Genomic DNA, 24,172 nt, shown 5'->3' with positions numbered 1-24,172 from the left:
AGGGCCTCATTCATTTCACAATCGAAACCGGCGCTTAGCCGACGATCTGATCATCCGTGAAGAATTGGGCGATCTCGATCTTGGCGTTCTCGGCCGAGTCCGAACCGTGCACCGAGTTCTCGCCGACGTTCTTGGCGAACAGCTTGCGGATGGTGCCGTCGGCGGCCTGTTCCGGATTGGTGGCGCCCATGACTTCGCGGTAGCGGGCCACGGCGTTGTCGCCTTCCAGCACCTGAACCACGACGGGTCCGGAGGTCATGAATTCGACCAGCTCGCCGTAGAAGGGGCGCTCGGCGTGGACCTCATAGAACTTCTTGGCTTGGGCGTCCGTCATGCGGATGCGGCGCTGGGCGACGATGCGCAGGCCGGCGTCCTCGATGACGGCGTTGATCTTGCCGGTCAGGTTCCGCTCGGTGGCGTCGGGCTTGATGATGGAGAAGGTGCGTTCGGTCATGGAAAAGGATCACCAGCGGTTTGGCGGTTTCGGGGTCGCGGGCTTATAGCGGCGCCCTCTCCCGTTTCCAACACCCGTAACGATTGATGCTCCAGATCAGGGATCTCACCTTCGACGCCTGGGGCCGACGCTTCTTCGAAAAGGCGTCGGCGGCGATCCCGCCTGGCGCCAAGGTGGGCGTGGTCGGTCGCAATGGCGTCGGCAAGTCCACCCTGTTCAGCCTGATCCTGGGCAAGCTTCAGGCCGGGGGTGACGACGAGATCAGCCTGCCCAAGACCGCCCGCGTCGCCTCGGTGGATCAGGAGCATCCGGCCACGCCCGTCTGCCTGCTCGACACCGTGCTCGAGGCCGACGCCGAGCGCCACGGCCTGCTCACCCGGCTGGAGACCGCCGCGCCCGAGGAGATGGGCGAGATCTGGAGCCGCCTGATCGAGATCGACGCCGACGCCGCTCCCTCGCGCGCGGCCGAAATCCTCGTAGGCCTGGGCTTTTCCCAGGACGACCTGGCCCGCCCCATGGCCGAGTTCTCGGGCGGCTGGCGCATGCGCGTGGCCCTGGCGGCCGCCCTGTTCGCCGAGCCCGACCTGCTGCTGCTGGACGAGCCGACCAACTTTCTCGACCTCGAGGGCGCCCTGTGGCTCGAGGCGCGCCTTCGCAAGTACCCGCACACCGCCCTGATCATCAGCCACGACCGCGAGCTGCTGAACGCCTCGTGCACCCACATCCTGCACCTGGCGAACCGCAGGATGGAGCTCTACACCGGCGGCTACGACGCCTTCGAGAAGGCCCGCGCCGAGAAGCTGCGCCTGCTGGAGGCCACGCGCACTAAGCAGGAGGCCGAGCGGGCCCACCTGCAGTCCTTCATCGACCGCTTCAAGGCCAAGGCCTCCAAGGCCGCCCAGGCGCAGTCGCGCGTGAAACGTCTGGAGAAGATGCAGCGCATCGAGCTGCCGCCGGAGGAGCGCGTCGCCCCCTTCACCCTGCCCTCGCCCCAGCGCCCCCTGGCCCCGCCCCTGATCCGTCTGGAGCGAGCGTCCGTCGGCTATGGCGGTGCGCCGGTTCTGCGCCGCCTCAACCTGCGCATGGACGTGGACGACCGCATCGGCCTTCTGGGCGTCAACGGCGCGGGCAAGTCCACCTTCGCCAAGATGATCGCCGGCGCCCTCAAGGTGTCCGAGGGCGAGCTCCACCGCGACGGCAAGATGCGGGTGGGCTGGTTCCACCAGCACCAGATCGAGGCCATGGACCCGGACGACACGCCGCTGATCATCGTGCGGCGCGCCATGCCCGACGCCTCCGAGAGCAGCCGCCGCTCGCGTCTGGCCCAGTGGGGTTTGCCCTTCGAGAAGCAGGAGACCCGCGTCGAGGATCTGTCCGGCGGCGAACGCGCGCGCCTGCTGCTCAACCTCGTGGCCATGGAGGCGCCCCACGTCCTGATCCTGGACGAGCCCACCAACCACCTGGACATCGACAGCCGCCGGGCCCTGCTGGATGCGTTGAACGACTACACCGGCGCGGTCATCCTGATCACCCACGACCGCAGCCTGATGGAGCTGGTCGCCGACCGCCTGTGGCTGGCGGCGGACGGAACCGTGCAGCCCTTCGAGGGCGACATGGACGACTACGCCCGCTTCGTCATCGAACGCGCCCGCGCCGCCGGCAGCCGCCCTCGCCAGGTCGTGGAGGAGGCGCCGCCCCCTGCGGCCGCGGCGACCCCCGGCCCTTCGCCCAGTCGACCGGCCGGTCCGCAGAAATCCAAGTCCACCCTGCGCCACGCCGCCGAAAAGGCCGAAAGGCGGATGGCTCAGCTGGCGGCCGATCTTGCCCATCTCGATGCAGAGCTGGTCGAGGCGGCGCGGAAAGACGCCGGGCGCCTGCCCGACCTGACGCGCCGCCGCCAGGCCGCCGCGGACGCTCTCGCCGCCGCCGAGACCGACTGGATGGCCGCCGAGGAGGCCCTGGCGGAAATGGCCTAGGCCGCCGCGCCAACCTCGCGCATTGACAAACGTCCGCCGTAAAGGTTGGTCCAACCTTGTGCTGCCGCATCCGGCGACGGGGGAATCGCGGCATCTTTTCAGGTCAGCCGTCTGGAGACGTCCATGAACGCCCTTCTTCGCCGCACCTTCATCGCCGCCGCCGCCGTGACCGGCGCCCTGGCGCTGGCCGCCTGCAACGGCAACGGGGGCGCCGCCGCCTCGGCCGAGGGCGACATGACGCTCGGCAACGACAACGCCGCCGTCACCGTGGTGGAGTACGCCTCGGTCACCTGCGGCCACTGCGCCGCCTGGAATGAGACCGTCTGGCCCGAGTTCAAGCGCAAGTACGTGGACACCGGCAAGGTGAAGTACGTCTTCCGCGAGTTCCCCACCGCCCCGGCCCCCGTGGCCGCCGCCGGCTTCCTGCTGGCGCGCTGCGCGGGCGAGGAGCGTTACTTCGAGGTGGTGGACGCCATCTTCCGCAGCCAGGCCGACTGGCAGGCCGGGACCAACCCGCGCGACTCGCTGCTGAACATCGCCCGCTCGGTGGGTATGAACGAGCAGGAGTTCCAGCGCTGCGTCAGCGACGAGGACGCCATTGCGGCGTTCGAAGAGCGGACCCAGGCCGCCATCGCCGCCGGGGTCACCGGCACGCCCGCCTTCTACGTCAACGGCGAAGCGGTGCAGGACTCATCCATGGCGAACCTCGAGCGGGTCATTGATCCGCTTCTGGCTCAGCAGGGCTAAGGCGGGACATGCTGCGGCGCGCCCTTCTCAGTCTTGCGCTCGCCGCGGGGCTGACGCTGGGCCTGGGCGGCGACGCCCTGGCCCAGGCCTCGGCCATCCGAAGCGACGACCGCGTGCTGGGCCGCGCGGATGCGCCGGTGACCGTGATCGAGTACGCCTCGGTCACCTGCCCGCACTGCGCCAACTGGCACAACCAGGTCTTCCCGGCCTTCAAGGCCCGCTACATCGACACCGGCCGGGTTCGCTTCGTGTATCGCGAGTTCCTGACGGATCCCGGCGATATGTCCGCGGCGGGCGCCCTGGTGGCGCGCTGCGCTCCGGCCGAGCGCTATTTCGACGTCATCGGCAGTCTGTTCCGGGGCCAGGCGGCCTATTACGCCTCCGGCTCCGCCGGGCCGTGGCTGATCGGCGCGGGGGCCGCGGGCGGCTTGTCCGAGGCCCAGGTGCGCGCCTGCGTGGACGACCAGGCTCAGATCCGCGCCCTGGTGGGCCGGCTGGAAGCCGCCGAGGCGGCCGGAATTCTCAGCACTCCCACTTTCGTCATCAACGGGCGCACCCTGGAGGGTGAGCAGTCCCTCGCGCAGCTGGCCGCCGTGATCGACCCCCTGCTGCGGGGCCGCTGACGCCCAGATGGACTTCCTCCGGCTGCGTCTGTCGGGCTTCAAGTCCTTCGTCGATCCGACGGAGTTCCTGATCGAACCCGGTCTGACGGGCGTGGTGGGGCCGAACGGCTGCGGCAAGTCCAACGTGCTGGAAGGCCTGCGCTGGGTCATGGGGGCCAACAGCGCCAAGGCCCTGCGCGGCCAGGGCATGGACGACGTGATCTTCGCCGGCGCGTCGCAACGCCCCGCGCGCAGCCACGCCGAGGTCATCCTGACCATCGACAACGCCCGCCATCGGGCGCCCCAACCCTTCACTGACGCGCCGGTGCTTGAGGTCTCGCGCCGCATCGACCGGGGCCAGGGCTCCACCTACCGCGTCAACGGCAAGGAGGTGCGCTTACGCGACGTCCAGCTGCTGTTTGCCGACGCCTCCACCGGGGCCAACTCGCCCGCCCTGGTGCGTCAGGGCCAGATCAGCGAGCTGATCGCCGCCAAGCCTCAGAACCGGCGCCGCATCCTGGAAGAGGCCGGCGGCGTGTCCGGCCTGCACACCCGCAGGCACGAGGCCGAGCTGCGTCTGCGGGCCGCCGAGACCAACCTGTCGCGGCTGGACGACATCGCCGGCGAGCTGGAAAGCCAGCTGTCGCGCCTCAAGCGCGAGGGACGTCACGCTGAACGCTATCGGCGCATATCCGCCGAGATCAGGGGCCTGCAATCGGCGCTCGTCTACGCGCGCTGGGCCGACGCCGCACAGGCGCTGGAGACCGCTCGCGCCGAGCTGGATCAGGCCACGCGCGAGGTGGAGCAGACCGCCGCCGCCTCGGCCAAAGCCGCCGCGGCCGCCATCACGGCCTCCGAGGCGCTCAAGCCCGCGCGCGAGGAGGACGCCGTCGCCACCGCCCTGCTCAACCGCGCCATCATCGAGCGAGATCGCCTGGCCATGGACGAGGCCCAGGCCCAGGCCGAACTTGACCGGCTTGCCGCCGACAAGGCCCGCATCGCCTCGGACCTTGAGCGCGAGACCGCCGCCGACGAGGACGCCTCCTCCCAGGTGGAGCGCCTTGCCCGACTGATCGACCAGCTCGAGCAGGAGATCGCCGCCGCGCCCGACAACGCGCCGCGCCTCCAGACCGCCGCAGAGGACGCCGCCAGGGCTTCGACCGAAGCTGACCGGGCGCTGGAGGCCGCCACCGTCGCCTTGGCCGAGGCCCGCGCCACCCGTCAGGCGGCCCTGGCCCAGGCTGAGCAGATTCGCCGCCGCGCCGAGCAGGCCCGCGCCGCCGCCGACCGCGCCGCGGCCGAGCGCCGCAATCTGGGCGAGGCGGACGCCGAGGCCCTCACCCCGCATCAGCAGCGCGCCGAGGCCGCCGACCAGGCGCTGGCGGCCGCGCGCGCCGCCGCCGAAGCGGCCGAACAGGCCCTGATCTCCGCCCGACAGCACGAGGCTGAGGCCCGTCAGGCCGCCCGATCCGCCGAAGACCAGCTGAACGGCCTCCAGGCCGAGGCCCGCGGCCTGGCTCAGTTGCTGTCCCGCCCCGCTGGCGAGGCGGCGCCCGTGCTGGACCAGCTCAAGCCCGGCAAGGGGTATGAGGCCGCCCTCGCCGCCGCTCTGGGCGATGATGTGGACGCCGGGCTGGATTCTGCAGCGCCCCTGCACTGGGCCGGCGCCCAGGTTCAGCCCTGCCCCTTCCCCGCCGGCGTCGAACCCCTGTCGGCCCATGTGCAGGCCCCGACGCAGCTGGCGGCGCGCCTGGCCTGGGTCGGGGTGGCGGACGCGGCCCAGGCGCCTTCCCTCGCCCGGTCCCTGCCGGTCGGCGCCCGGCTGGTCACGATGCAGGGCGACCTCTTCCGCTGGGACGGCTTCGTCGCCCGCGCCGAGGCCCCGCGTCCCGCCGCCGTACGCCTGGCCCAGCGCACCCGGCTGGAGGAGCTGGAGACCCGTATTGATGCGCTGAAGCCCGCGCTCGACGACGCCCGCCGCACCCAGGCCGAAGCGGCCCAGGCCCTGCAAATCGCCGAAGCCGCCGTGCGCGACGCCCGCCGCGCCCTGCCCGACGCTGAACGCAGCGCCGCTCAGGCCCGCCGCGATCTCGACGCCGCCGCGGTCGCCCAGGATCGCCTGCTGGCCCGCATCCAGGCCGCCGACGACCTGCTGGCCCGCCTCGCAGCCGAGGCCGAGGAGGCAGGCGCCGCCGCCGACGCCCTGGGCGACATCGATGCGGGCGACGAGGCGCTGGAGCCGCTGATCCGCGCCCAGGACGAGGCCCGCGCCGCCGCGGCCGAGGCGCGGCAGGCCGCCCAGACCGCGCGAAACCAGCTGGAGGACGAACGCCGCGAAGCCGCCGCCCGCGAGCGCCGCCTGACCTCGCTGAAGCACGACCACGCCGACTGGACCCGCCGCCGCCAGACCGCCCGCGCCCGCATCGAGGGGCTGGAGCGCGATCTGGAGAAGGCCGCCGCGGCCCATCTGGAAGCCGCTTCGCGCCCCGACGCCTTCGAGGCGCGCCGCCAGGCCCTGCTGGATGGGCTCAGCCAGGCCGAGGCGCGCAAGCAGGCCGCCGCCGACGCCGTGTCCGTGGCTGAGACCGCCGCGGGCGACGCCGACCGATCGGCCCGCGCCGCCGAAGCCGCCGCCTCGGCCGCCCGTGAGAGCCGCGCGGGGATCGCCGCCCGCGCCGAGGCCGAGGAACAGCGCCTGGAACAGGTGGAGCGGGCCCTGCGCGACACTGTGCAGATGAGCCCCGACGCCCTCCGCCAGAAACTCGACGCCGAAGCCATCGCCGCCCCGCCCGACGCCGACGCCGCCGAGACCCTGCTGCGCTCGCTGGAGCGGGATCGCGAGGCGCTGGGGCCGGTGAACCTTCGCGCCGAGGAGGAGTCCGCCGAGTACCAGACCCGCCTTCAGGCCATGCGCGAGGAGCGGTCCGACCTGACCGGCGCCATCGCCAAGCTGCGCGACGCCATCGACGAGCTGAACGCCGAGGGCCGCCAGCGACTGGTGGCCGCCTTCGACGTGATCAACGCCAACTTCCAGAGCCTGTTCGGGGCCCTGTTCGGCGGCGGCCAGGCCGAGCTCAAGCTGGTCGAGAGCGACGATCCGCTGGAAGCCGGGCTCGAGATCTACGCCTGCCCGCCCGGCAAGCGTCTCGCGGTCATGAGCCTCATGTCCGGCGGCGAGCAGGCCCTGACCGCCACCGCCCTGATCTTCGCCGTCTTCCTGGCCAATCCGGCCCCCGTTTGCGTGCTGGACGAGGTGGACGCCCCGCTCGACGACGCCAACGTGGACCGTTTCTGCCGCATGCTGGAGGAGATGCGCGAGCGCACCGACACGCGCTTCATCGTCATAACCCACAACCCCGTGACCATGAGCCGGATGGACCGCCTCTACGGCGTCACCATGCCCGAGCGGGGCGTCTCACAACTGGTCAGCGTCGACCTGCGTCAGGCAGAGGCCCTGGCGGCCGAATGAGACTCCCGCCTCGTCGGTGTTAAGAGGGCCGCCCATGGCCGAGCCCTTCGATCCCGCCGCTGATCTGGCCGACGCGCCGCGCACCGCCGCCCGCCTCAGGCCCAAGGACGCCGCCACCCTGATCCTGGTGCGCCGGGGTAAGCATCCCGCGGTGCTGATGGGTCGACGCGCAGCCGGACACGTCTTCATGGCCTCCAAGTGGGTCTTCCCCGGCGGGCGTCTTGATCGCTCCGATTTTCGCTGCCCGCACGCCGGCGATCCCGACCCGGCCTCGCTCGCCCTGCTGTCGTCGGAGGTCCCGCCGCACCGAGCCCGCGCCCTCATGCTGGCCGCCGTGCGCGAGACGTGGGAGGAGACGGGCCTGCTCCTGGCCCGCAAGGCCCCGCCCGCCGTCGTCGCCGGGCCCTGGCGCGGCTTCCGCGCCCTGGGCGCCCTGCCCCACCTCCAACCTCTGCGGTACGTCGCCAGGGCCATCACCCCGCCGGGCCGCACCCGTCGCTTCGACGCCCGCTTCTTCATGGCCGACGCCGGGAGCCTGCTTGACGACGCGCCCACCCAGGGCGCCGGAGAGCTGGACGAGATCGCCTGGGTTCCTCTCGACCAGACCGGCGAGCTGGACCTGCCGGCCATCACCCGCTTCGTCATCGGCGAGGTGCGCGAGCGGCTGAGCCAGCCGGACCGCGCCGTTCCCTTCGTTCGCTTCGTGCGCGGCCGCCATCAGATGAGCTGGAGCGGCGATGCGCCCGTTTGACCGGCTGAGGGCCCGCCGATAACAGTCCTGTCTCATCCTCGGGGGAAGACACCGGCGTGAAGCTCAAGGCGCCCTTCATCAAGCTGCCCTTCCGGTTCGACGCCGCGCGTCTGGCCGAAGAGGCCGCGAGCGCGCCCGCCGACGCCTGGGCCGAGCACCCCAACCAGATTCCGGGCAACAGCGCCCTGCGCCTGATCACGGTTGACGGCCAGGAGAACGACGGCTTCGCCGGGCCCATGGCGCCCACCCCCCACCTGGCCCGGATGCCCTATGTGCGCCAGATCCTGGCGCAGTTCAGCGTCGTCTGGGGCCGCTCGCGCCTCATGCGGCTGGCGCCCGGCTCGACGGTGCCGCCGCACACGGACATCAATTACCACTGGTTCCAGCGCGTCCGCCTGCACGTCCCCATCGTCACCGACCCCGGCGTACGCTTCTTCATCGCCGACGAGGAGGCGCACATGGCGCCTGGCGAGGCCTGGCTGATCGACAACTGGAGCATGCACCGGGTGGAGAACCGCTCGGACGTGCTGCGGGTGCATCTGGTCGCCGACACCACCGGCGGCGCCGACTTCTGGGCCATGGCCGAGGCGGCCCGAACCGGACAGGCGCCCGAGCGCTTCATTCCCTTCGACCCGGCCAAGGACGCCCAGGTCCTGACCGAGCGCTTCAACATCGCCCGCGTCCTGTCGCCCGCCGACATGTTCGAGGTGCTGCACGATCTGGAGCAGGAGGCGGCGTCGAAGAAACTCGGCGACGCCGGCGCCCAGCAGGTCGCCCGCTTCAGCCAGGTGGTCGCCGGCTACTGTCAGGACTGGCGCCGGCTGTGGTCGCTCTACGGCGACACCGATGAGGGCGTCCCCCACTACCGCCAGCGCGTCCAGCGCCTGGTGTCCCAGGTGGAGGCTCTTGGCGACGGCCTTTACGTTCGGGCCAACGGCTCGCCCATGGCCCGCGTCGTCGCCCGCCGCGTGGCCGCCTCCGCCGTCAACATCGGCCCTGACGGGCCGTTCCAGCGCATCAACGCCTGATCCTTCCGTTTTCGCATGACCGACACCGCCCTCGCCGCCCCGCGCCTGCCCGTCTTTAGGCGGCCCATCTTCATCATGGCCGCCCCTCGCTCGGGCAGTACGGCCCTGTTCGAGACCCTAGCCGTGACGCCCCAGGTGGCCACCGTCGGCGGAGAGGCGCACTGGCTGGTCGAGGGCCTGCCGCCGCTTCGCCCCGGCGCGCCCGGCGTCGAGTCCAACCGCCTCACGCGCAAACAGGCCACGCCCGAGATTCAGGGCCTGATCCGCAAGGGGCTCGCTGAAAAACTGGTCCTGCCCGGCGGTCTTCCGCCCAAGCCGGGCGCCGAGGTGCGCCTGCTCGAAAAGACGCCCAAGAACGCCCTGCGCATCCCGTTTTTCAACGCCGTCTTCTCCGACGCCCTGTTCATCTATCTGTGGCGCCGGCCGGAGGAGAACATCTCCAGCATCATGGACGCCTGGCGGGCCGGCCGCTGGGTCACCTACCGCACCCTGCAAGGCTGGGACGGCCCGTGGTCGCTCCTGCTGCCCCCGGGGTGGAAGACGCTGCGCGGCCGCCCCCTGGCCGAGATCGCCGCCTTCCAGTGGGCCGCCACCAACACGGTCATCATGGACGACCTGGCCAAGATCGACGGCCGCCGCAAGCTGACGGTCGAGTACGACGCCTTCGTCGAGGACCCGGCCATGGTGGTGCAGAAGATCTGCGACTTCGCCGGCCTCGCCTACGATTCCGCCCTGTTCAACCGCACCACGGGGCCCCTGCCCAACTCGCGCTACACGCTGAGCGCCCCGGACAGGGACAAGTGGCTGAAGAACAAGGACGAGATCGACGGCGTCCTGCCCGCCATGCGGAGCGTTCTGGAGCGGGCCCAGGACTACGCCTGAGGCCGCCCCATGCCCCCGGCGCGCGAACGGGGGCGACAGCCGGGCGCTGATCGCGTTAACCTTCCCCATCATCAAACTTGGGGAGGGCTGCGCAGATGGTCAGCTGGTGGTGGGCGATCCCGATCGTCACGGGCCTGATCGGCGTATGGGTTCTGCTGGCCGGCCTGGGGCGTCTTTTCCGGGGCCGGGGGCTCAGCGGCCTCCTCGGCGTGGTCGGCGGCGGCGGTTTCCTGGCCGCGGCGGCCGTGGTCGCCCTCACGGGCATGAACGTCCAGACCTATCACCGCCTGACCTATGAACGGCCCGTGGCCACCATCCAGGTCGAGCAGCGTGGGCCGCGCCTCTACACCGTCACCCTGACCGAGCCGGCCACCCGCGCCTATCCCGAGGGCTACAGCCGGGACTACGAGGTCCAGGGCGACGAGTGGCGGCTCGAGGCCCGGGTCCTGAAATGGAAGCCCTGGGCCAACGTGCTGGGGCTGGACAGCCAGTATCGGCTGGACCGCCTGTCCGGCCGCTATGAGGATGTGGAGTCCGAACGCTCCGCCCCGCGCAGCGTCCATGATCTGGGCGGCGCGCCGGGACGCATCGATGTCTGGAAGCTCTCGCGCGAGGGCGGCCGCATGAGCCGCGCCGTCGACGCCCTCTACGGCGGCGGGGTGTTCATGCCCATGGCCGACGGCGCCCGCTATGAGGTCTGGATCACCCAGTCGGGCCTGGTGGCCCGGCCCGCCAACCCCATCGCCGAACAGGCGGGCGGCGAAGGCTGGCGCTGACGGCCTATTCCGCCACCGGCCGCGTCAGGTCGAACTCCACGCGGAAGAAGCGCCCGCCCGGCCGGCGCAGCTCATAGGCGAACACCTCCCCCGGCTCGACCTCCATGGCCCAGACATTGGTCGTCGAGACCTGGGCGTCCCAGGCGTTGAACAGCTCGATGGACCAGTCATCCACCGGGAACTCCTGGCGGCGGTCGGTCCCCGGGGTTTCCGTGTTCCCGCCGTACCAGTGCAGCCCCTCGGGCCGCCCCTCCGGGTTGCGGTGGTCGTGCTTCAGACGTAGCCCCGCGTCCGTTCGCGTGATCACCCAGGTGCGCGACCGGTCCTCGCCGACCCAGAAAGGAACGCGCACCTCCTCGGCCGAACAGTCGCGCACATGCATCAGCAGGCGCTGACTGGCGAAGCCCTCGTCGGCCGGATCATCTGAGACCACCCGCCCCTCAAACCTCTGGCCGCACAGGCTGTTCAGCCGCTCCATGAAGGCGTCCTGCGCCGGTTCGGTCGCCTGGGCCAGGCTCGGCGGGGTCAGGATCAGGGCGAGGCAAAGGGCGAGCTTTTTCATGCGGGGACCATAGCCGTTCACCGCCGCGACGGCCAAGACGGTCCAAAGCCCGCGCCGCCGTTGACTTCCGGGCTTTCCTGAGTATGTTCCGCCGCTCCTGATTTCGCGGCTTCACGGCCGCCGCCAAAGGTATGTGCGATGGCCAAGCCGGCTTCCATCAAGATCCGCCTGAACTCGACCGCGGACACGGGCTACTTCTACGTCACCAAGAAGAACGCCCGCACCAAGACCGAGAAGATGGTGCTGAAGAAGTACGATCCCGTCGTGCGCAAGCACGTCGAGTTCAAGGAAGGCAAGATCAAGTAAGGCGGCTTCCGCCTCACTGACGGTCTGAACGCGCCCGGCTCACCGCCGGGCGTTTTCGTTTGGGCCGTTATGCACGCCCTCCCGACTGGCCCTATCCTGACGTTCGCCCCCGCTTCGGATAAGGGGGTACCCAGGTCTTTGACATCCTTTATCGGACGCTTCGGACGCTTCGGACGCTTCGGACGCTTCGGACGATGTTTTGCAGTCCGGATCGGCCGGTCGAGGCCTTCCTGCTCCCCTTGTTGGAAGGATTCTCGGATGAATGGCGCGATCTGGCAGGGTTTGGCACGGTTTGGCGGTCCGGTTCCGGGCCGGCGCCCTGCCGACCTCGGGATCAGGCGGCCCGCGCCACCACCCGGTTGCGGCCCGTGGTCTTGGCTTCGTAGAGGGCCTGGTCCGCCCGCTTCATCAGGGCCTCGGGCGTGTCGCCCTCGCCCAGGGTCGCCGCCACGCCGATGGAGATGGTCACCGGGATCGAGCGGCCGTCCCTGACCGTGAAGGGCGCGGCCGAGACGTGCAGCCGGATGCGTTCGGCCACCCGCTCGGCGTCGGTCATGGAGGCGCCCGGCATGATGACCACGAACTCCTCCCCGCCGTACCGACAGGGCAGGTCAATGGCCCGCACATTGGTGGCCAGGCGCACGGCGAACTCCACCAGCACCTCATCGCCCACATCGTGGCCGAAGGTGTCGTTGATCGACTTGAAGTGATCGATGTCCAGCAACAGGGCCGAAACCGCGTCTCCGCCCCGGGCCGCCCGCGCCACCAGCGCCTCGGCCTGGCTGGTCATGTAGCGGCGATTGTGCAGGCCCGTCAGCGGATCGGTCACAGCCATTTCCAGGCTCTGGTCCAGCCGGTTGCGCAGGAAGTCCGTATAGCGCTTCCGCCGCACCTGGGTGCGCACCCGCGCCGCCAGCTCCTGCGGGTCCACGGGCCGCGGCAGCAGGTCGTTCACGCCGATCTCCAGCGCCTTGACCATGCGGGGCCGGTCGTCCGCATCCACCACGGCCAGTATGGGGACCGTGCGCCCCTGTTCGGTCGAGCGCACCTGGGCCGCGAAGCGCAGGCCGTCAAAGCTGCGCGAGGCGGCGTTGATGATCACCAGGTCCACCGGGCCCCGCGCCGTCAGCAGCGCCTTGTCCAGATCGTGCTCGACCACGGGGCGATGCTCGATGCGCAGCTCGGCGGCGATGCGTTCGGCCTGACGCTCGTGGTCGTCCACGATCAGCACCCGGCCGCCGCCGCCGTTCAAGCGCGCCCCGCCGTCCAGCAGCCCCAGCTTGCGGCCGGACTCTTCGCGCTGGCGCAGCTCGTCCATGACCGTCTTCAGCCGGGTCAGGGAGCGCACCCGGGCCATCAGTATGACGTCGTCCAGCGGCTTGGTCAGAAAGTCGTCGGCGCCCGCCTCCAGGCCCGTGACCCGGTCCTGCCGCCCGTCCAGCGCCGTCACCAGCACCACCGGGATGTGCCGGGTGTCCGAGGCCTCCTTCAGCCGCCGGCACACCTCGAACCCGTCCATGCCGGGCATCATCACGTCCAGCAGGATCAGATCGGGGCGCTCGACCGCCGCCAGCTCCAGCGCCGTCAGGCCGTCGTGGGCGGTCAGCACCTCGTAGTAGTCGGCCGTCAGCTTGGCTTCGAGCAGCCGGACGTTCGCGTCCACGTCATCGACAACCAGGATGCGTGCGCTCATCGCCCTGCCCTCATCCCGCCTCGGCGCCGACGCCGATATGCTTGCGCACGGTGTCGAGGAAGTGCGTCACCGAGATGGGCTTGGAGATATAGGCTTCACAGCCGCCCTGGCGGATGCGCTCCTCGTCGCCCTTCATGGCGAAGGCGGTCACGGCGACCACCGGAATGTGGGCCAGCTCCTCGTCTTCCTTCAGCCATTTGGTGACCTCCAGCCCCGAGATCTCGGGCAGCTGGATGTCCATCAGAATCAGGTCGGGGCGGTGCTCGCGGGCCAGGGTCAACGCCTGGAGACCCTCGCGCGTCTGCAGGGTCTCGTACCCTTGCGAGTCCAGCAGGTCGTGGAAGAGCTTCATGTTCAGCTCGTTATCCTCGACGATGAGGACTTTCTTGGGCATGGTCGCCGAACCGCTCCTGGCGCGGGGAACGGCTGTTCGTCCACCTCGCTTCTCAGCATGACTATGATCCGGCAACCTTAAGGCGGGGTAAGCGTCCCATGCGCATGGGCATCGACCTGGGCGGCACCAAGATCGAGGCGGCGGCGCTCGATGCGGAGGGCCGCGTGGTGGATCGCCAGCGGACCCCGACCCCGGGCGACTACGACAGCCTGCTTGAGGCCATCGGCGGCCTGGTTCGTGAGCTTGAGGCCCGCACCCAGCCCATGCCCCGGCTGGGCGTCTGCCATCCGGGCTCCATTTCTCCGCAGACCGGCCTGATCCGCAACGCCAACTCGGTCTGGCTGAACGGCCGCGATCTGCACGCGGATCTGGAACGGGCGCTTAAGCGTCCCGTCCGCATGGCCAACGACGCCAACTGCCTGGCTCTATCGGAAGCCACTGACGGGGCTGGAGCGGGCTTCGGGGTCGTGTTCGCCGCCATTTTGGGCACGGGCTGCGGCGGAGGCGTCGTGGTGGACGGCCGCCTCCTCGAGGGCCGCAACGGCATGGCCGCCGAGTGGGGCCACAATCCCCTGCCCTGGGCTCGCCCCGAAGAGTATCCCGGCCAGGCCTGCTGGTGCGGCCGCATCGGGTGTCTTGAGACCTGGATCAGCGGACCGGGGCTCGAGGGTGACTTCGCCCGCGCCACCGGCCGCAAGCTCCGCGCGCCCGAGATTCAGGCGCTGTCTGACAACGGCGACGCCCAGGCGGCCGCCGCGCTGGACCGCCACGCCGACCGCACGGCCCGCGCCCTGGCTCACCTGTGCCACATCATCGACCCTGATGTGATCGTGCTGGGTGGAGGCGCCTCGAACCTGCCGGGCCTGGCCGAGGGCCTGACCGACCGCATTCGCCCCTACGCCTTCTCCGACGTGTTCGACACGCCGGTCAGGCGCGCGGTCCACGGCGACAGCTCGGGCGTCCGGGGCGCCGCCTGGCTGTGGCCGCCGGACTGACCGTGACCCGGGCCCTCTGCCGCGACTGCGTCTCGCGCTTCGAACCCGTGGAGGGCCGCCCGCGCTGCCCTCAATGTGGTTCGCCGCGCGTCCTGCGCCATGCCGAGCTGGACCGCCTGTCCATCGCCCACATGGACTGCGACGCCTTCTACGCCTCGGTGGAGAAACGCGACCGGCCCGAGCTGCGCGACCGGCCTGTCATAGTCGGCGGCGGCAAGCGCGGGGTCGCCGCCACCTGCTGCTACATCGCGCGTCAGTACGGCGTGCGCTCGGCCATGCCCATGTTCAAGGCGCTGAAACTGTGCCCGGACGCCGTGGTCATCAAGCCGGACTTCGCCCGCTACAAGACCGCCAGCCGGGCCATCATGGGCATGGTCGAACAGATGACCCCCCTGGTGCAGACCCTGTCGCTGGACGAGGCCTGGATGGACCTGTCGGGGACCGAACGCCTGGCCGGCGCCCCGCCCGTGGTTCAGCTTGTGCGACTGCAACAGCGCATTGAGGCCGAGGTGGGACTGACCGTCTCCATCGGCCTGGCCCCCAACAAATTCCTGGCCAAGATCGCCTCGGACCTGGACAAGCCGCGCGGCTTTTCGGTCATCGGCGCGGAGGAGGCGCAAGCCTTCCTCGCCCCCCGCCCCGTCGAGATTCTGCCCGGCGTCGGGCCCGTCTTCGCCAAAACCCAGCGCCGCGACGGCATCTCGACCGTCGGCGACATCGCCCGCACGGACCTGAAACGCCTGGCGGACCGTTACGGCGAATGGGGCCTGCGCCTGCACGAACTGGCCCACGGGCGCGACACACGCCGCGTCAATCCCGAGGACGACCGCAGGGGCATGAGCGCCGAGACCACCTTCGATCAGGACCTCAGCGCGGCGGCCGATCTTGAGGATCGGCTCTGGCCGCTGTGCGACAAGCTGGCCGCCAAGGCCCGGCGCGAGGGCGTCGCCTCTCGCACGGTCATCCTCAAGCTGCGGCGCACCGACTTCCGCCTGGTCACGCGCAGGCGGACCTTGCCTGAGCCGACCCAGACCGCGCGCACCCTGTTCAATGTGGGGCGCGAGCTGCTTCAGCGCGAGCTGGGCCGCCCCTATCGCCTGATCGGCATCGGCCTGGCCGACGTCTTCGAGGCCGAGGACGCGCCCGCTGATCTGTTCGAAAGCCGTGAGAGCAAGACCCTCAAGGCCGAGCGGGCCCTCGACAGGCTTCGGGACAGGTTCGGCCGCGCCGCCGTCATTTCGGGCCGGGCGCTGAGGCGTACGGATTAGCCGTGCAGCTTCTTCGCCGTCTCGGCCACCCAGCGGCCCTGCCAGCGCGCGCCCTCCAGTTCGTTGTCGCTGGGGAAACGGCTGCCGTCGCCGCCGGTGATGGTCGTCGCGCCATAGGGGCTGCCGCCGGTGATTTCGTCCATGCGCGACTGGCCGGCCCAGGCGTAAGGCAGGCCCGCCACGACCATGCCGTGGTGCAGCAGGGTCTGGATCAGCCCTATCAGCGTCACCTCCTGACCGCCGTGCTGGGTGGCGGTCGAGGTGAAGGCCGAGCCCACCTTGCCGACCAGCGCGCCCTTGGCCCACAGCGGCCCGGTCTGGTCCAGGAAGTTCCGCATCTGCGAGGCCGCCGTGCCGTAACGGGTGCCCGCGCCGATGATGATGGCGTCATAGTCCGCCAGCTCTCCCACCGTGGCGATGGGCGCGGCCTGATCCATCTTGTAGCCCGACTTGCGCGCCACCTCTTCCGGAACCAGTTCGGGCACGCGCTTGATGACGGCCTCAGCGCCATCCACCTGGCGAACGCCATCTGCGACCGCCTCGGCCATCTTTTCGATGTGGCCATAGGTCGAGTGGTACAGGATCAGGATCTTGGTCATGAGGTGCGCTCCATCGCCGGCGGGACATCTGCAACTGTCTTGATTGCGGATATGGGGAGCGGGTGATGGGCCGCAAGCCCCGACCCTCAACCTTGCGGGCGCGGGGTTGTTTCCGTCATGCTGCGATCGGAGGCTCCGATGAAGCACGCCCTGATCCTGGCAAATCCCAAGCCGCGCTCGTTCAGCCGCATGATGGCGGACGCCTATGCCGACGCCGCGACCGCAGCCGGACACGAGGTCGTCCTGCGAGACCTCTACGCCCTAGGCTTCGATCCGCGCCTGATGGCTGACGAGGTTCCCACCGAGCCCAGCGCACAGCCTCGCCCCGATGCGCTTGCCGAGCGCGAGGCCTTGCAGGACGCGGACGTCTTCGTCTTCGTCTATCCGATCTGGTTCGGCGGCCCGCCGGCCATCCTCAAGGGCTATGTGGAGCGCGTCTTTGGCCAGGGCTTCGGCTACCGCTCCGTCAAGGCCGGAGGCATGGAGCCCCTCCTGCGGGGCAAGAAGCTGATCAGCTTCACCTCCACCGGCTCTGAGAACGCCTGGCTGGTGGACAGCGGCGGCTGGGACGCCGTGCGAAAGGTCTTCGACCAGCGCATCGCCCAGGCCTGTGGCCTTCAGGCCCTGGACCACGTCAACTTCGGCGGTGTCGACAACGATCTGCCCCCCGCCCGCGTGGACGAGGCCCGCGAGGGCGTGAAGCGCGTCTTCAACGAAGTCTTCGGCTAGATGTGCAGGACGCGCCCGTAGGCGTCCAGCGCCGCCTCGTGCATGGCCTCGGACATGGTCGGGTGCGGATAGACGATGCCGTGGATGTCCTCTTCGGTCGCTTCCATGGTGATGGCGGTGACGTAGCCCTGGATCATCTCGGTCACCTCGGCGCCGATCAGGTGCGCGCCGATGAGGGCCCCCGTCTTGGCGTCGAAGATGGTCTTGACGAAGCCCTCGGTCTCGCCCGCCGCGATGGCCTTGCCGTTCACGCGGAACGGGAAGCGGCCGATCTTCACCTCGCGCTTGGCCTCGCGGCACGCCTGTTCGGTCAAGCCCACCGAAGCCACCTGCGGCTGGGCGTAGGTGCAGCCGGCGATGGGCGAATGAACGTTGGGCGTCTTGAAGCCGGCGATGTGCTCAGCGGCGTGGATGCCCTCGTGCGAGGCCTTATGCGCCAGCCAGGGCGCGCCGGTGCAGTCGCCGATGGCGTACAGCCCCTTCACGTTCGTCTTGCCGTGGGCGTCCGTCTTGATGTGGCCCCGGTCCAGCTCCACGCCCAGCGCCTCGAGCCCAATGCCGTCGGTGTTGGCGGTGATGCCGACCGCCGAGATGCAGACCTCGGCCTCGAGCGTTTCGGCCTCGCCCCCCGCCTCGATGGCCACCTGAACGCCGGACTTTGACTTGCTGACCTTGGTCACCTTGGCGCCGGTGCGGAACTTCATGCCGCGCTTCTCGAACGCTTTCTGGGCGGCCTTGGAGACCTCCTCGTCCTCGACCGGCATGATGCGGTCCACGGCCTCCACGACCGTCACCTCGCAGCCGAGCGCGCGATAGAAGCTGCCGAACTCGATGCCGATGGCGCCTGAGCCGATCACCACCAGGGTCTTGGGCAGGAACTTGGGCGCCATGGCTTCGCGATAGGCCCAGATGCGCTCGCCATCGGCCTCCAGCCCGATCTGCGGCAGGGCGCGCGCACGGGCGCCCACCGCCAGCATCACCGACTTCGCCGACACGGCCCGCTCGCCGCCGGCGTTCAGCTTGACGACGACCTTGGGCGCGGGATCGCCCTTCTCCAGGCGCGCCGTCCCCTCGATGACCTCGATCTTGTGCTTCTTCATCAGGTAGCCGACGCCTTGATTCAGCTGCCTGGCCACGCCTCGCGAGCGCTGAATGATGGCGTTGAAGTCGAAGCCGACCTTGTCGGCCGACAGGCCGTAATCCTTCAGGTGCGACAGGGCCTCGTACTTCTCGCCCGACTTCAGCAGCGCCTTGGTGGGGATGCAGCCCCAGTTCAGGCAGATGCCGCCCAGGTTCTCGCGCTCGACGATGGCGGTCTTCAGGCCCAGCTGGCTGGCGCGGATGGCCGCCACATAGCCGCCGGGTCCGGAGCCGATGACGATGAGATCGAAGTCAGCCATTGGCGGAGCCTCCTGAAGCACTGGATGCGGCGGCGGCCTGGCGCGCGGACCAGCCGGGCGCGTGCACCTCGGCGCCGCCGTCGATGAAGCTGTAGTCGTCCCCCAGCCACAGGTCGATACTGATGCGGCCGTTGGCGTAGATGCCCGCGAAGATCATCAGCGCGACCAGGACGATGGTTCCGTAGAGCGTCAAATGGCCCAGCCCCTTCAGAAGGGCCGACCACCAGGGCGTCTGATAAAATCGGCTGGCGGCGAAGGTGAAGAGCCCAAGATAGACCGGGAACAGCAGCCACCCCGGCGCCCCCACCGGGCTCATGTTCAGGCCCGCCAAGGCCATGAAGATCACGAACACCGCGCTGTGCGCCCAGATGGTGACCAGGAAGTGCTCGGCCAGATGCCGCCGGGTGAAGAACACGCCCAGCAGCACGGCGTAGATGGGCATCAGGAGCCACAGGAGGCGTGGAATCCAGTCCGTCAGCCACTGGTTCAGGTCCACCCAGGCGGCGTTGTAGTCGCGATAGGCCTGAATGGCCTGACGCTGGCCCGGCGTCGCCCGCGCCTCGGCGGCCGCAAGCGCGCGCGTCTCCTCCGGCAGGGCCAGCGTAGCATCGATGGGGTGCAGGAAGATGTCGTTGTACTGCACGCCCAGGACGCGGACGCCCTCCTCGATCAGCTCGACCCGCACGGGGCCGTCGGTGCGCACCGGAAGGAACTGGTAGATGGCCACGTTGGTCCATTCCAGGAACAGGAACAGCGCCGCCGACATGACCAGGAACAGCTTGAACGGCGAGAAGTAGGCGTCGCCCACGCCCAGCTTGTACGAGTCGAGCAGCTTGCCCGGCCGGACGAACATGTCGCGCAGGGTGTGGAGGGTCTTGCCCTCCAGCGACAGCGCCTCGGCGAAGGCGTCCTTGGCCAGAAAGCCCATGCCGCGCTGCTCGGGCGCGTTGTTCTGGCCGCAGGCGTGGCAGTAGGGTCCGTGAAGAGGCTGAACGCCGCAGGCCATGCAGTCGTCACGCGGCGGCGCGGCCGCCTGGGCGGTGGGCTCGGGCCCGACTGCGCTCGCCGCGTCGTTCACGCCTGCGCGACGCTTAGGCCAGCATGGTCACGGGATCTTCCAGCAGGGTCTTGAACGCCTGCAGGAAGCGCGCGCCGACGGCCCCGTCCACCACGCGGTGGTCACAGGTCAGGGTCACGGTCATCACCGTGGCTACGGTCAGCTGACCGTTCTTCACGACCGGGCGCTGTTCCCCGGCGCCGACGCTCATGATCGCGCCCTGCGGCTCGTTGATGATCGAGGCGAAGGCCTTGATGCCGAACATGCCCAGGTTGGAGACGCTGAAGGTGCCGCCCTGGAATTCCTCCGGCTTGAGTTTCCGCTCGCGGGCGCGCTTGGCCAGGTCCTTGGCTTCGACCGCGATCTGACGCAGCGACTTGGTCTCGGCCTTGCGGATGATGGGCGTGATCAGCCCGCCCTCGATGGCCACGGCCATGGAGATGTCGGCGTGGTGATGCATGGCCAGCCCCTCGGGCGTGTAGCTGGCGTTGGCCTCGGGCTCCAGCTTCAGGGCCATGGCGGCGGCCTTGATGACGAAGTCGTTGACCGAGACCTTGACGCCATCCTTCTCCAGCAGGGCGTTGACCTTGGACCGCGCCGCCAGCAACCCGTCGATCTCGCAGTCGATGGTCAGCGGGAAGTGCGGCACGTCGCGGAAGCTGTCAGTGAGACGCCGCGCGATGGCCTTGCGCATGCCGTCCAGCGGCACGAGGTCGTAGGAGCCGGGCGCGATGCCCTGCTGCTCCAGCGACAGAACCTGACGCGGCTCGGCCCGCGCCGCCTGGGCGGCCGGAGCGGCTGGCGCCCCCGGCTTGCCGGACATGGCCTCGATGTCCGCCTTGACGATGCGGCCCTTGGGACCGGTGCCCTTGATGGCGTTCAGATCCAGCCCGGCCTGCGCGGCCATGCGGCGCGCCAGGGGCGAGGCGAAGACGCGGTCGCCGTCAGACTTCTGAGCGGGCGCCGGAGTCGCCGCCTTGGGCGGCTCAACCTTGACCGGCGCGGGCGTTTCCGATTTCGCCGGTTCAGGCTTCTCGGCGGACTTCGGCGACGGCGCGGCCGTTCCGCCCTCGCCCTTCAGGCGGGCGATCGGCGCATTGACCTTCACGCCCTCGGTCCCCTCGGCGACCAGGATTTCCAGCACCTCGCCCTCGTCGACCGCCTCGACCTCCATGGTGGCCTTGTCGGTCTCGATCTCGGCGATGACGTCGCCGGCCTTCACCACGTCGCCCGCCTTGACGTGCCACTTGGACAGCGTGCCCTCCTCCATGGTGGGCGACAGGGCGGGCATGAGGATGTCGGTCATGGCGTTATCAGTTTCCGCGCTGGGGCTTTTCCATGGCGGTCTTCATCTCGACCTTCTGGCCGTCTTCCCAGCCCTGGAGGATGGCCTCCATGGCGGCCTCGGGGGTCATGCCACGGGTCTCGGCGTAGACGTTCGACAGGTGGCGCGAGGCCTCAGCCAGCAGGAAGCCGAAGGCGCGCGGGTCGGAGAACACCGGCCGGAAGGTCATCTGGGCGCGCTCGCCCATCCACCAGGCGCGCATGACTTCGATCGCCTGCGGATTGTCCTGATAGTTCGGCGGCGGCGAGATTTCCTGATCGAAGGCGGGGTTTTCCTGTTCAGTCTTGGACATAGGTCACCTTCTTCACAGCCTGCACGATCTTCTCGACCGAAGGCAGGGACAGGGCTTCGAGGTTGGCCGCATAGGGCATGGGCACGTCTTCCTGGTGCACGCGCAGTGGCGGCGCATCCAGGTAGTCGAAGGCGTGCTCCACCACGCGGGCGCAGATTTCGGCGCCCACGCCCATGGGGCCCCAGCCCTCCTCGACCGAAACCAGACGGTTGGTCTTCTTCACGCTCTCGAGGATGGTCTCGTGGTCCAGCGGACGCAGGGTGCGCAGGTCCACCACCTCGGCTTCGATGCCTTGGGCGGCCAGTTCCTCGGCCGCCTTCAGCGCCAGTCCCACCATGCGGCTGTGCGCGGTGATGGTCACATCGCCGCCCTCGCGCCGGACCTTGGCCTTGCCGATGGGGACGATCCAGTCCTCCACGTCGGGCACGTCGAACTCGACGCCGTACATCATCTCGTGCTCGAGGAAGACCACGGGGTTCGGATCGCGGATGGCCGCCTTCAGCAGGCCCTTGGCGTCCGCCGCGTCATAGGGCGCGATCACCTTCAGGCCGGGGATCTGGGCATACCAGGCCGAGTAGTCCTGACTGTGCTGGGCCGCCACGCGGGCCGCCGCGCCGTTGGGCCCGCGGAACACGATCGGGCAACGGATCTGCCCGCCCGACATGTACAGCGTCTTGGCCGCCGAGTTGATGATGTGGTCGATCGCCTGCATGGCGAAGTTGAAGGTCATGAACTCGACGATGGGCTTCAGACCCGCCATCGAGGCGCCTACCCCCAGCCCCGCGAAGCCGTATTCAGTGATCGGGGTGTCCACCACGCGGCGGTCGCCGAACTCCTGCAGCAACTCGCGCGACACCTTGTAGGCGCCCTGATACTGGGCGACTTCCTCGCCCATCAGGAACACGCTCTCGTCGCGGCGCATCTCCTCGGCCATGGCGTCGCGCAGGGCGTCGCGCACGGTCGTCTTGACCAGCTTGGCTCCGGCCGGAACCTCGGGATCTTTCAGCTCGGCCTTTGGCGTGACCGGTGCAGGGCCTTCCCCCTCAGGCTCGGGAGCGGCCGCTTCGGGCGCCGTCTTCTCGGGATCTCCAGAGGCTTGCGGAGCCGCCTGCTGCGGAGCCGGAGCGGCCCCGCCGCCCTCACCCTTCAGGCGCGCGATCGGCGTGTTGACCTTCACGCCCTCGGAGCCCTCGGCCACCAGGATTTCGGCCACCTCGCCCTCGTCGACGGCCTCGACCTCCATGGTCGCCTTGTCGGTCTCGATCTCGGCGATGACGTCGCCGGCCTTGACCGTGTCGCCCGCCTTGATGTGCCACTTGGTAAGGGTCCCCTCCTCCATGGTCGGGGACAGGGCCGGCATCAGGATGTCGGTCAATGTCTTAGTCTCCGGCTAGTCTTGCCGAGGTCTGTCGGCGACTCGAGCTCCGCATCCCAACCAGCGCGTATGCGCCGCAGAGCATCATCACGTGTGCAGGAACCTTCGCTTTCAAAAGCGCGTGATAGATGCCTTGCGATGTCGACAAGCAGGAGCCCCCAGACGTCGGGCTTATCCCACACTGGTTTCAAGGCCACATGCAACCGACCGTTCTCCGCTATCACCGTGCGAAGAATCTCCACGCCATCTTCTACGGGTGGTTCTAGCTCGCTAAGCCTCACCCTCACGCCTCCTGATACACGTCGGTGTAGAGCTCGGACGGATCGGGCTCGGGGCTTTCCTGGGCGAACTGGACCGCCTCGGCGACGATGACCTTAACCTCGTCCTCGATGGGCTTGAGGTCCGCCTCCGTGGCGCCCGCACGGTCCAGCAGCATCTTCACATGCTCGATGGGATCGCGGGTCTTCTTGACCTCGTCCACCTCTTCCTTGGTGCGGTATTTGGCCGGGTCGCTCATGGAGTGGCCGCGATAGCGGTAGGTCTTCACCTCCAGGATGAAGGGGCCCTCGCCCGCCCGCGCCCGCGCCACGGCGCGCTCGGCCGCATCGCGCACCGCCAGCACGTCCATGCCGTCCACCTGCTCGCCCGGAATGCCGAAGCTGGCGCCGCGCTGGCTCAGATCGGTGGTCGCCGAGGACCGCTCGATCGAGGTGCCCATGGCGTACTGGTTGTTCTCGATGATGAAGATGACCGGCAGCTTCCACAGCTGGGCCATGTTGAAGGCTTCGTACACCTGGCCCTGATTGGCCGCGCCGTCGCCGAAATAGGTGAAGCTGACGTTGTCCGTGCCGCGATACTTGTTGGCGAAGGCCAGGCCCGCGCCCAGCGGCACCTGGGCGCCGACGATGCCGTGCCCGCCGTAGAAGCCGGTGGCCACGTCGAACATGTGCATCGAGCCGCCCTTGCCCTTGGACGAGCCGCCGATACGCCCGGTCAGCTCGGCCATGACCTCCTTCGGATCCATGCCGGCCGCCAGCATGTGGCCGTGATCGCGATAGCCGGTGATGACCTGGTCGCCCTGCTTGAAGGTCGCCTGCAGCCCCACGGCCACGGCCTCCTGGCCGATATAGAGGTGGCAGAAGCCGCCGATCAGGCCCATGCCGTACAGCTGACCGGCGCGCTCCTCGAAGCGGCGGATCAGCAGCATCTCGCGATAGAAGCGAAGCAGCTCTTCCTTGGATGCCTGGGGCGCGCCCTTGCCTGGCGCCGCCTTCTTGGCCGCGGCTTTCGCCATCCGGCTGTCCTCCCGAACTGGGGCCTGTCGTAACGGAAAGGGGCCTTTAGCAGCCTTCGCCGCGAAGCCAAAGCCGCAAGAGCCTGGTCGGCTGGGGCGAATTTCCGCCGATGCCGTGAATCAGGCTCTCACTCATAATCGGGACCGAAATCTGAGCCCCCGGACTGCGTCCAGGTGA

General features: G+C 69.4%; 24 protein-coding genes. 12 read left to right on the top strand and 12 right to left on the bottom strand.

What is annotated here, in order from left to right; all coding sequences use genetic code 11:
• Window positions 1–34 precede the first annotated feature (34 nt).
• Window positions 35–454 carry a nucleoside-diphosphate kinase gene (gene ndk / locus Q0812_RS10905; RefSeq protein WP_302110365.1) on the bottom strand — a complete coding sequence of 140 codons (420 nt, stop codon included), beginning with the start codon at window positions 452–454 and terminating at the stop codon, window positions 35–37.
• 86 nt (window positions 455–540) lie between these two features.
• Between ndk and Q0812_RS10900 the strand changes: the two genes are divergently transcribed.
• The 8 genes from Q0812_RS10900 to Q0812_RS10865 all read left to right on the top strand — a co-directional run bounded on the left by Q0812_RS10900 (window position 541) and on the right by Q0812_RS10865 (window position 10,685).
• Entirely contained in the window at window positions 541–2,430 is a 1,890-nt protein-coding gene (locus Q0812_RS10900) for an ABC-F family ATP-binding cassette domain-containing protein (RefSeq protein ID WP_302110364.1), read from the top strand.
• Between the two features lie 123 nt (window positions 2,431–2,553).
• Window positions 2,554–3,177 carry a DsbA family protein gene (locus tag Q0812_RS10895; RefSeq protein WP_302110363.1) on the top strand — a complete coding sequence of 208 codons (624 nt, stop codon included), beginning with the start codon at window positions 2,554–2,556 and terminating at the stop codon, window positions 3,175–3,177.
• Window positions 3,178–3,185: 8 nt separating this feature from the next.
• Entirely contained in the window at window positions 3,186–3,800 is a 615-nt protein-coding gene (locus tag Q0812_RS10890; RefSeq protein WP_302110362.1) for a DsbA family protein, read from the top strand.
• A 7-nt stretch (window positions 3,801–3,807) separates the two neighbouring features.
• A complete protein-coding gene (gene smc, locus Q0812_RS10885) occupies window positions 3,808–7,248 on the top strand; it encodes a chromosome segregation protein SMC (RefSeq protein ID WP_302110361.1) in 3,441 nt (1,146 codons plus the stop codon).
• Window positions 7,249–7,282: 34 nt separating this feature from the next.
• Window positions 7,283–7,999, top strand: coding sequence for an NUDIX hydrolase (locus Q0812_RS10880; protein ID WP_302110360.1), 717 nt, complete (start codon window positions 7,283–7,285; stop codon window positions 7,997–7,999).
• Window positions 8,000–8,055: 56 nt separating this feature from the next.
• On the top strand, window positions 8,056–9,027 hold the full coding sequence (locus Q0812_RS10875) for an aspartyl/asparaginyl beta-hydroxylase domain-containing protein (RefSeq protein ID WP_302110359.1): 972 nt from the start codon (window positions 8,056–8,058) through the stop codon (window positions 9,025–9,027).
• A gap of 15 nt (window positions 9,028–9,042) precedes the next feature.
• Window positions 9,043–9,909 (top strand): sulfotransferase family protein, encoded by an 867-nt coding sequence (locus Q0812_RS10870; protein WP_302110358.1) that lies wholly within the window; start codon window positions 9,043–9,045, stop codon window positions 9,907–9,909.
• A 95-nt stretch (window positions 9,910–10,004) separates the two neighbouring features.
• A complete protein-coding gene (locus Q0812_RS10865) occupies window positions 10,005–10,685 on the top strand; it encodes a hypothetical protein (RefSeq protein ID WP_302110357.1) in 681 nt (226 codons plus the stop codon).
• 4 nt (window positions 10,686–10,689) lie between these two features.
• Here the strand turns inward: Q0812_RS10865 and Q0812_RS10860 are convergent, their stop codons facing one another.
• On the bottom strand, window positions 10,690–11,247 hold the full coding sequence (locus Q0812_RS10860) for a hypothetical protein (protein ID WP_302110356.1): 558 nt from the start codon (window positions 11,245–11,247) through the stop codon (window positions 10,690–10,692).
• A gap of 138 nt (window positions 11,248–11,385) precedes the next feature.
• Between Q0812_RS10860 and rpmG the strand changes: the two genes are divergently transcribed.
• Window positions 11,386–11,553: a 50S ribosomal protein L33 gene (gene rpmG / locus Q0812_RS10855; RefSeq protein WP_302110355.1), complete on the top strand. Its 168-nt coding sequence runs from the start codon at window positions 11,386–11,388 to the stop codon at window positions 11,551–11,553.
• A gap of 334 nt (window positions 11,554–11,887) precedes the next feature.
• Here the strand turns inward: rpmG and Q0812_RS10850 are convergent, their stop codons facing one another.
• Both Q0812_RS10850 and Q0812_RS10845 read right to left on the bottom strand, forming a co-directional pair.
• A complete protein-coding gene (locus Q0812_RS10850; protein ID WP_302110354.1) occupies window positions 11,888–13,246 on the bottom strand; it encodes a PleD family two-component system response regulator in 1,359 nt (452 codons plus the stop codon).
• Between the two features lie 10 nt (window positions 13,247–13,256).
• Window positions 13,257–13,640, bottom strand: coding sequence for a response regulator (locus Q0812_RS10845; RefSeq protein WP_302110353.1), 384 nt, complete (start codon window positions 13,638–13,640; stop codon window positions 13,257–13,259).
• A 98-nt stretch (window positions 13,641–13,738) separates the two neighbouring features.
• On the opposite strand from Q0812_RS10845, the gene Q0812_RS10840 reads away from it, so the two are divergent.
• Window positions 13,739–14,635 carry an ROK family protein gene (locus Q0812_RS10840; protein WP_302110352.1) on the top strand — a complete coding sequence of 299 codons (897 nt, stop codon included), beginning with the start codon at window positions 13,739–13,741 and terminating at the stop codon, window positions 14,633–14,635.
• A 2-nt stretch (window positions 14,636–14,637) separates the two neighbouring features.
• Window positions 14,638–15,903 carry a DNA polymerase IV gene (locus Q0812_RS10835; protein WP_302110351.1) on the top strand — a complete coding sequence of 422 codons (1,266 nt, stop codon included), beginning with the start codon at window positions 14,638–14,640 and terminating at the stop codon, window positions 15,901–15,903.
• Here Q0812_RS10835 and wrbA read toward each other — a convergent pair.
• A complete protein-coding gene (gene wrbA / locus Q0812_RS10830; RefSeq protein WP_302110350.1) occupies window positions 15,900–16,502 on the bottom strand; it encodes an NAD(P)H:quinone oxidoreductase in 603 nt (200 codons plus the stop codon). The genes Q0812_RS10835 and wrbA overlap by 4 nt on opposite strands.
• A gap of 138 nt (window positions 16,503–16,640) precedes the next feature.
• Between wrbA and Q0812_RS10825 the strand changes: the two genes are divergently transcribed.
• Window positions 16,641–17,231: an NAD(P)H-dependent oxidoreductase gene (locus Q0812_RS10825; protein ID WP_302110349.1), complete on the top strand. Its 591-nt coding sequence runs from the start codon at window positions 16,641–16,643 to the stop codon at window positions 17,229–17,231.
• On the opposite strand, the gene lpdA is transcribed toward Q0812_RS10825, so the two are convergent.
• Genes lpdA through pdhA form a run of 7 tightly spaced genes read right to left on the bottom strand, consistent with a single transcriptional unit; the run spans window position 17,228 to window position 23,994 of the window.
• Window positions 17,228–18,631 (bottom strand): dihydrolipoyl dehydrogenase, encoded by a 1,404-nt coding sequence (gene lpdA / locus Q0812_RS10820; protein WP_302110348.1) that lies wholly within the window; start codon window positions 18,629–18,631, stop codon window positions 17,228–17,230. The genes Q0812_RS10825 and lpdA overlap by 4 nt on opposite strands.
• On the bottom strand, window positions 18,624–19,709 hold the full coding sequence (locus Q0812_RS10815) for a DUF3667 domain-containing protein (protein ID WP_302110347.1): 1,086 nt from the start codon (window positions 19,707–19,709) through the stop codon (window positions 18,624–18,626). The genes lpdA and Q0812_RS10815 overlap by 8 nt, the downstream gene beginning before the upstream one ends.
• A gap of 13 nt (window positions 19,710–19,722) precedes the next feature.
• On the bottom strand, window positions 19,723–20,994 hold the full coding sequence (locus Q0812_RS10810; protein ID WP_302110346.1) for a pyruvate dehydrogenase complex dihydrolipoamide acetyltransferase: 1,272 nt from the start codon (window positions 20,992–20,994) through the stop codon (window positions 19,723–19,725).
• Window positions 20,995–21,001: 7 nt separating this feature from the next.
• Window positions 21,002–21,325: a DUF5076 domain-containing protein gene (locus Q0812_RS10805; protein WP_302110345.1), complete on the bottom strand. Its 324-nt coding sequence runs from the start codon at window positions 21,323–21,325 to the stop codon at window positions 21,002–21,004.
• The gene (locus Q0812_RS10800; RefSeq protein ID WP_302110344.1) at window positions 21,312–22,700 is read right to left on the bottom strand and encodes a pyruvate dehydrogenase complex E1 component subunit beta; all 1,389 of its coding nucleotides are present in this window, start codon (window positions 22,698–22,700) and stop codon (window positions 21,312–21,314) included. Before Q0812_RS10800 ends, Q0812_RS10805 begins: the two co-directional genes overlap by 14 nt.
• The gene (locus Q0812_RS13770) at window positions 22,697–22,942 is read right to left on the bottom strand and encodes a DUF5076 domain-containing protein (protein ID WP_425281567.1); all 246 of its coding nucleotides are present in this window, start codon (window positions 22,940–22,942) and stop codon (window positions 22,697–22,699) included. Before Q0812_RS13770 ends, Q0812_RS10800 begins: the two co-directional genes overlap by 4 nt.
• A 41-nt stretch (window positions 22,943–22,983) precedes the next feature.
• The gene (gene pdhA / locus Q0812_RS10795) at window positions 22,984–23,994 is read right to left on the bottom strand and encodes a pyruvate dehydrogenase (acetyl-transferring) E1 component subunit alpha (protein WP_302110343.1); all 1,011 of its coding nucleotides are present in this window, start codon (window positions 23,992–23,994) and stop codon (window positions 22,984–22,986) included.
• Window positions 23,995–24,172: the final 178 nt, after the last annotated feature.

The sequence above is a fragment of the Peiella sedimenti genome, assembly GCF_030504955.1.
Lineage (GTDB): Bacteria > Pseudomonadota > Alphaproteobacteria > Caulobacterales > Caulobacteraceae > Brevundimonas > Brevundimonas sedimenti.
This window is presented reverse-complemented; position numbering and strand designations above follow the sequence as displayed.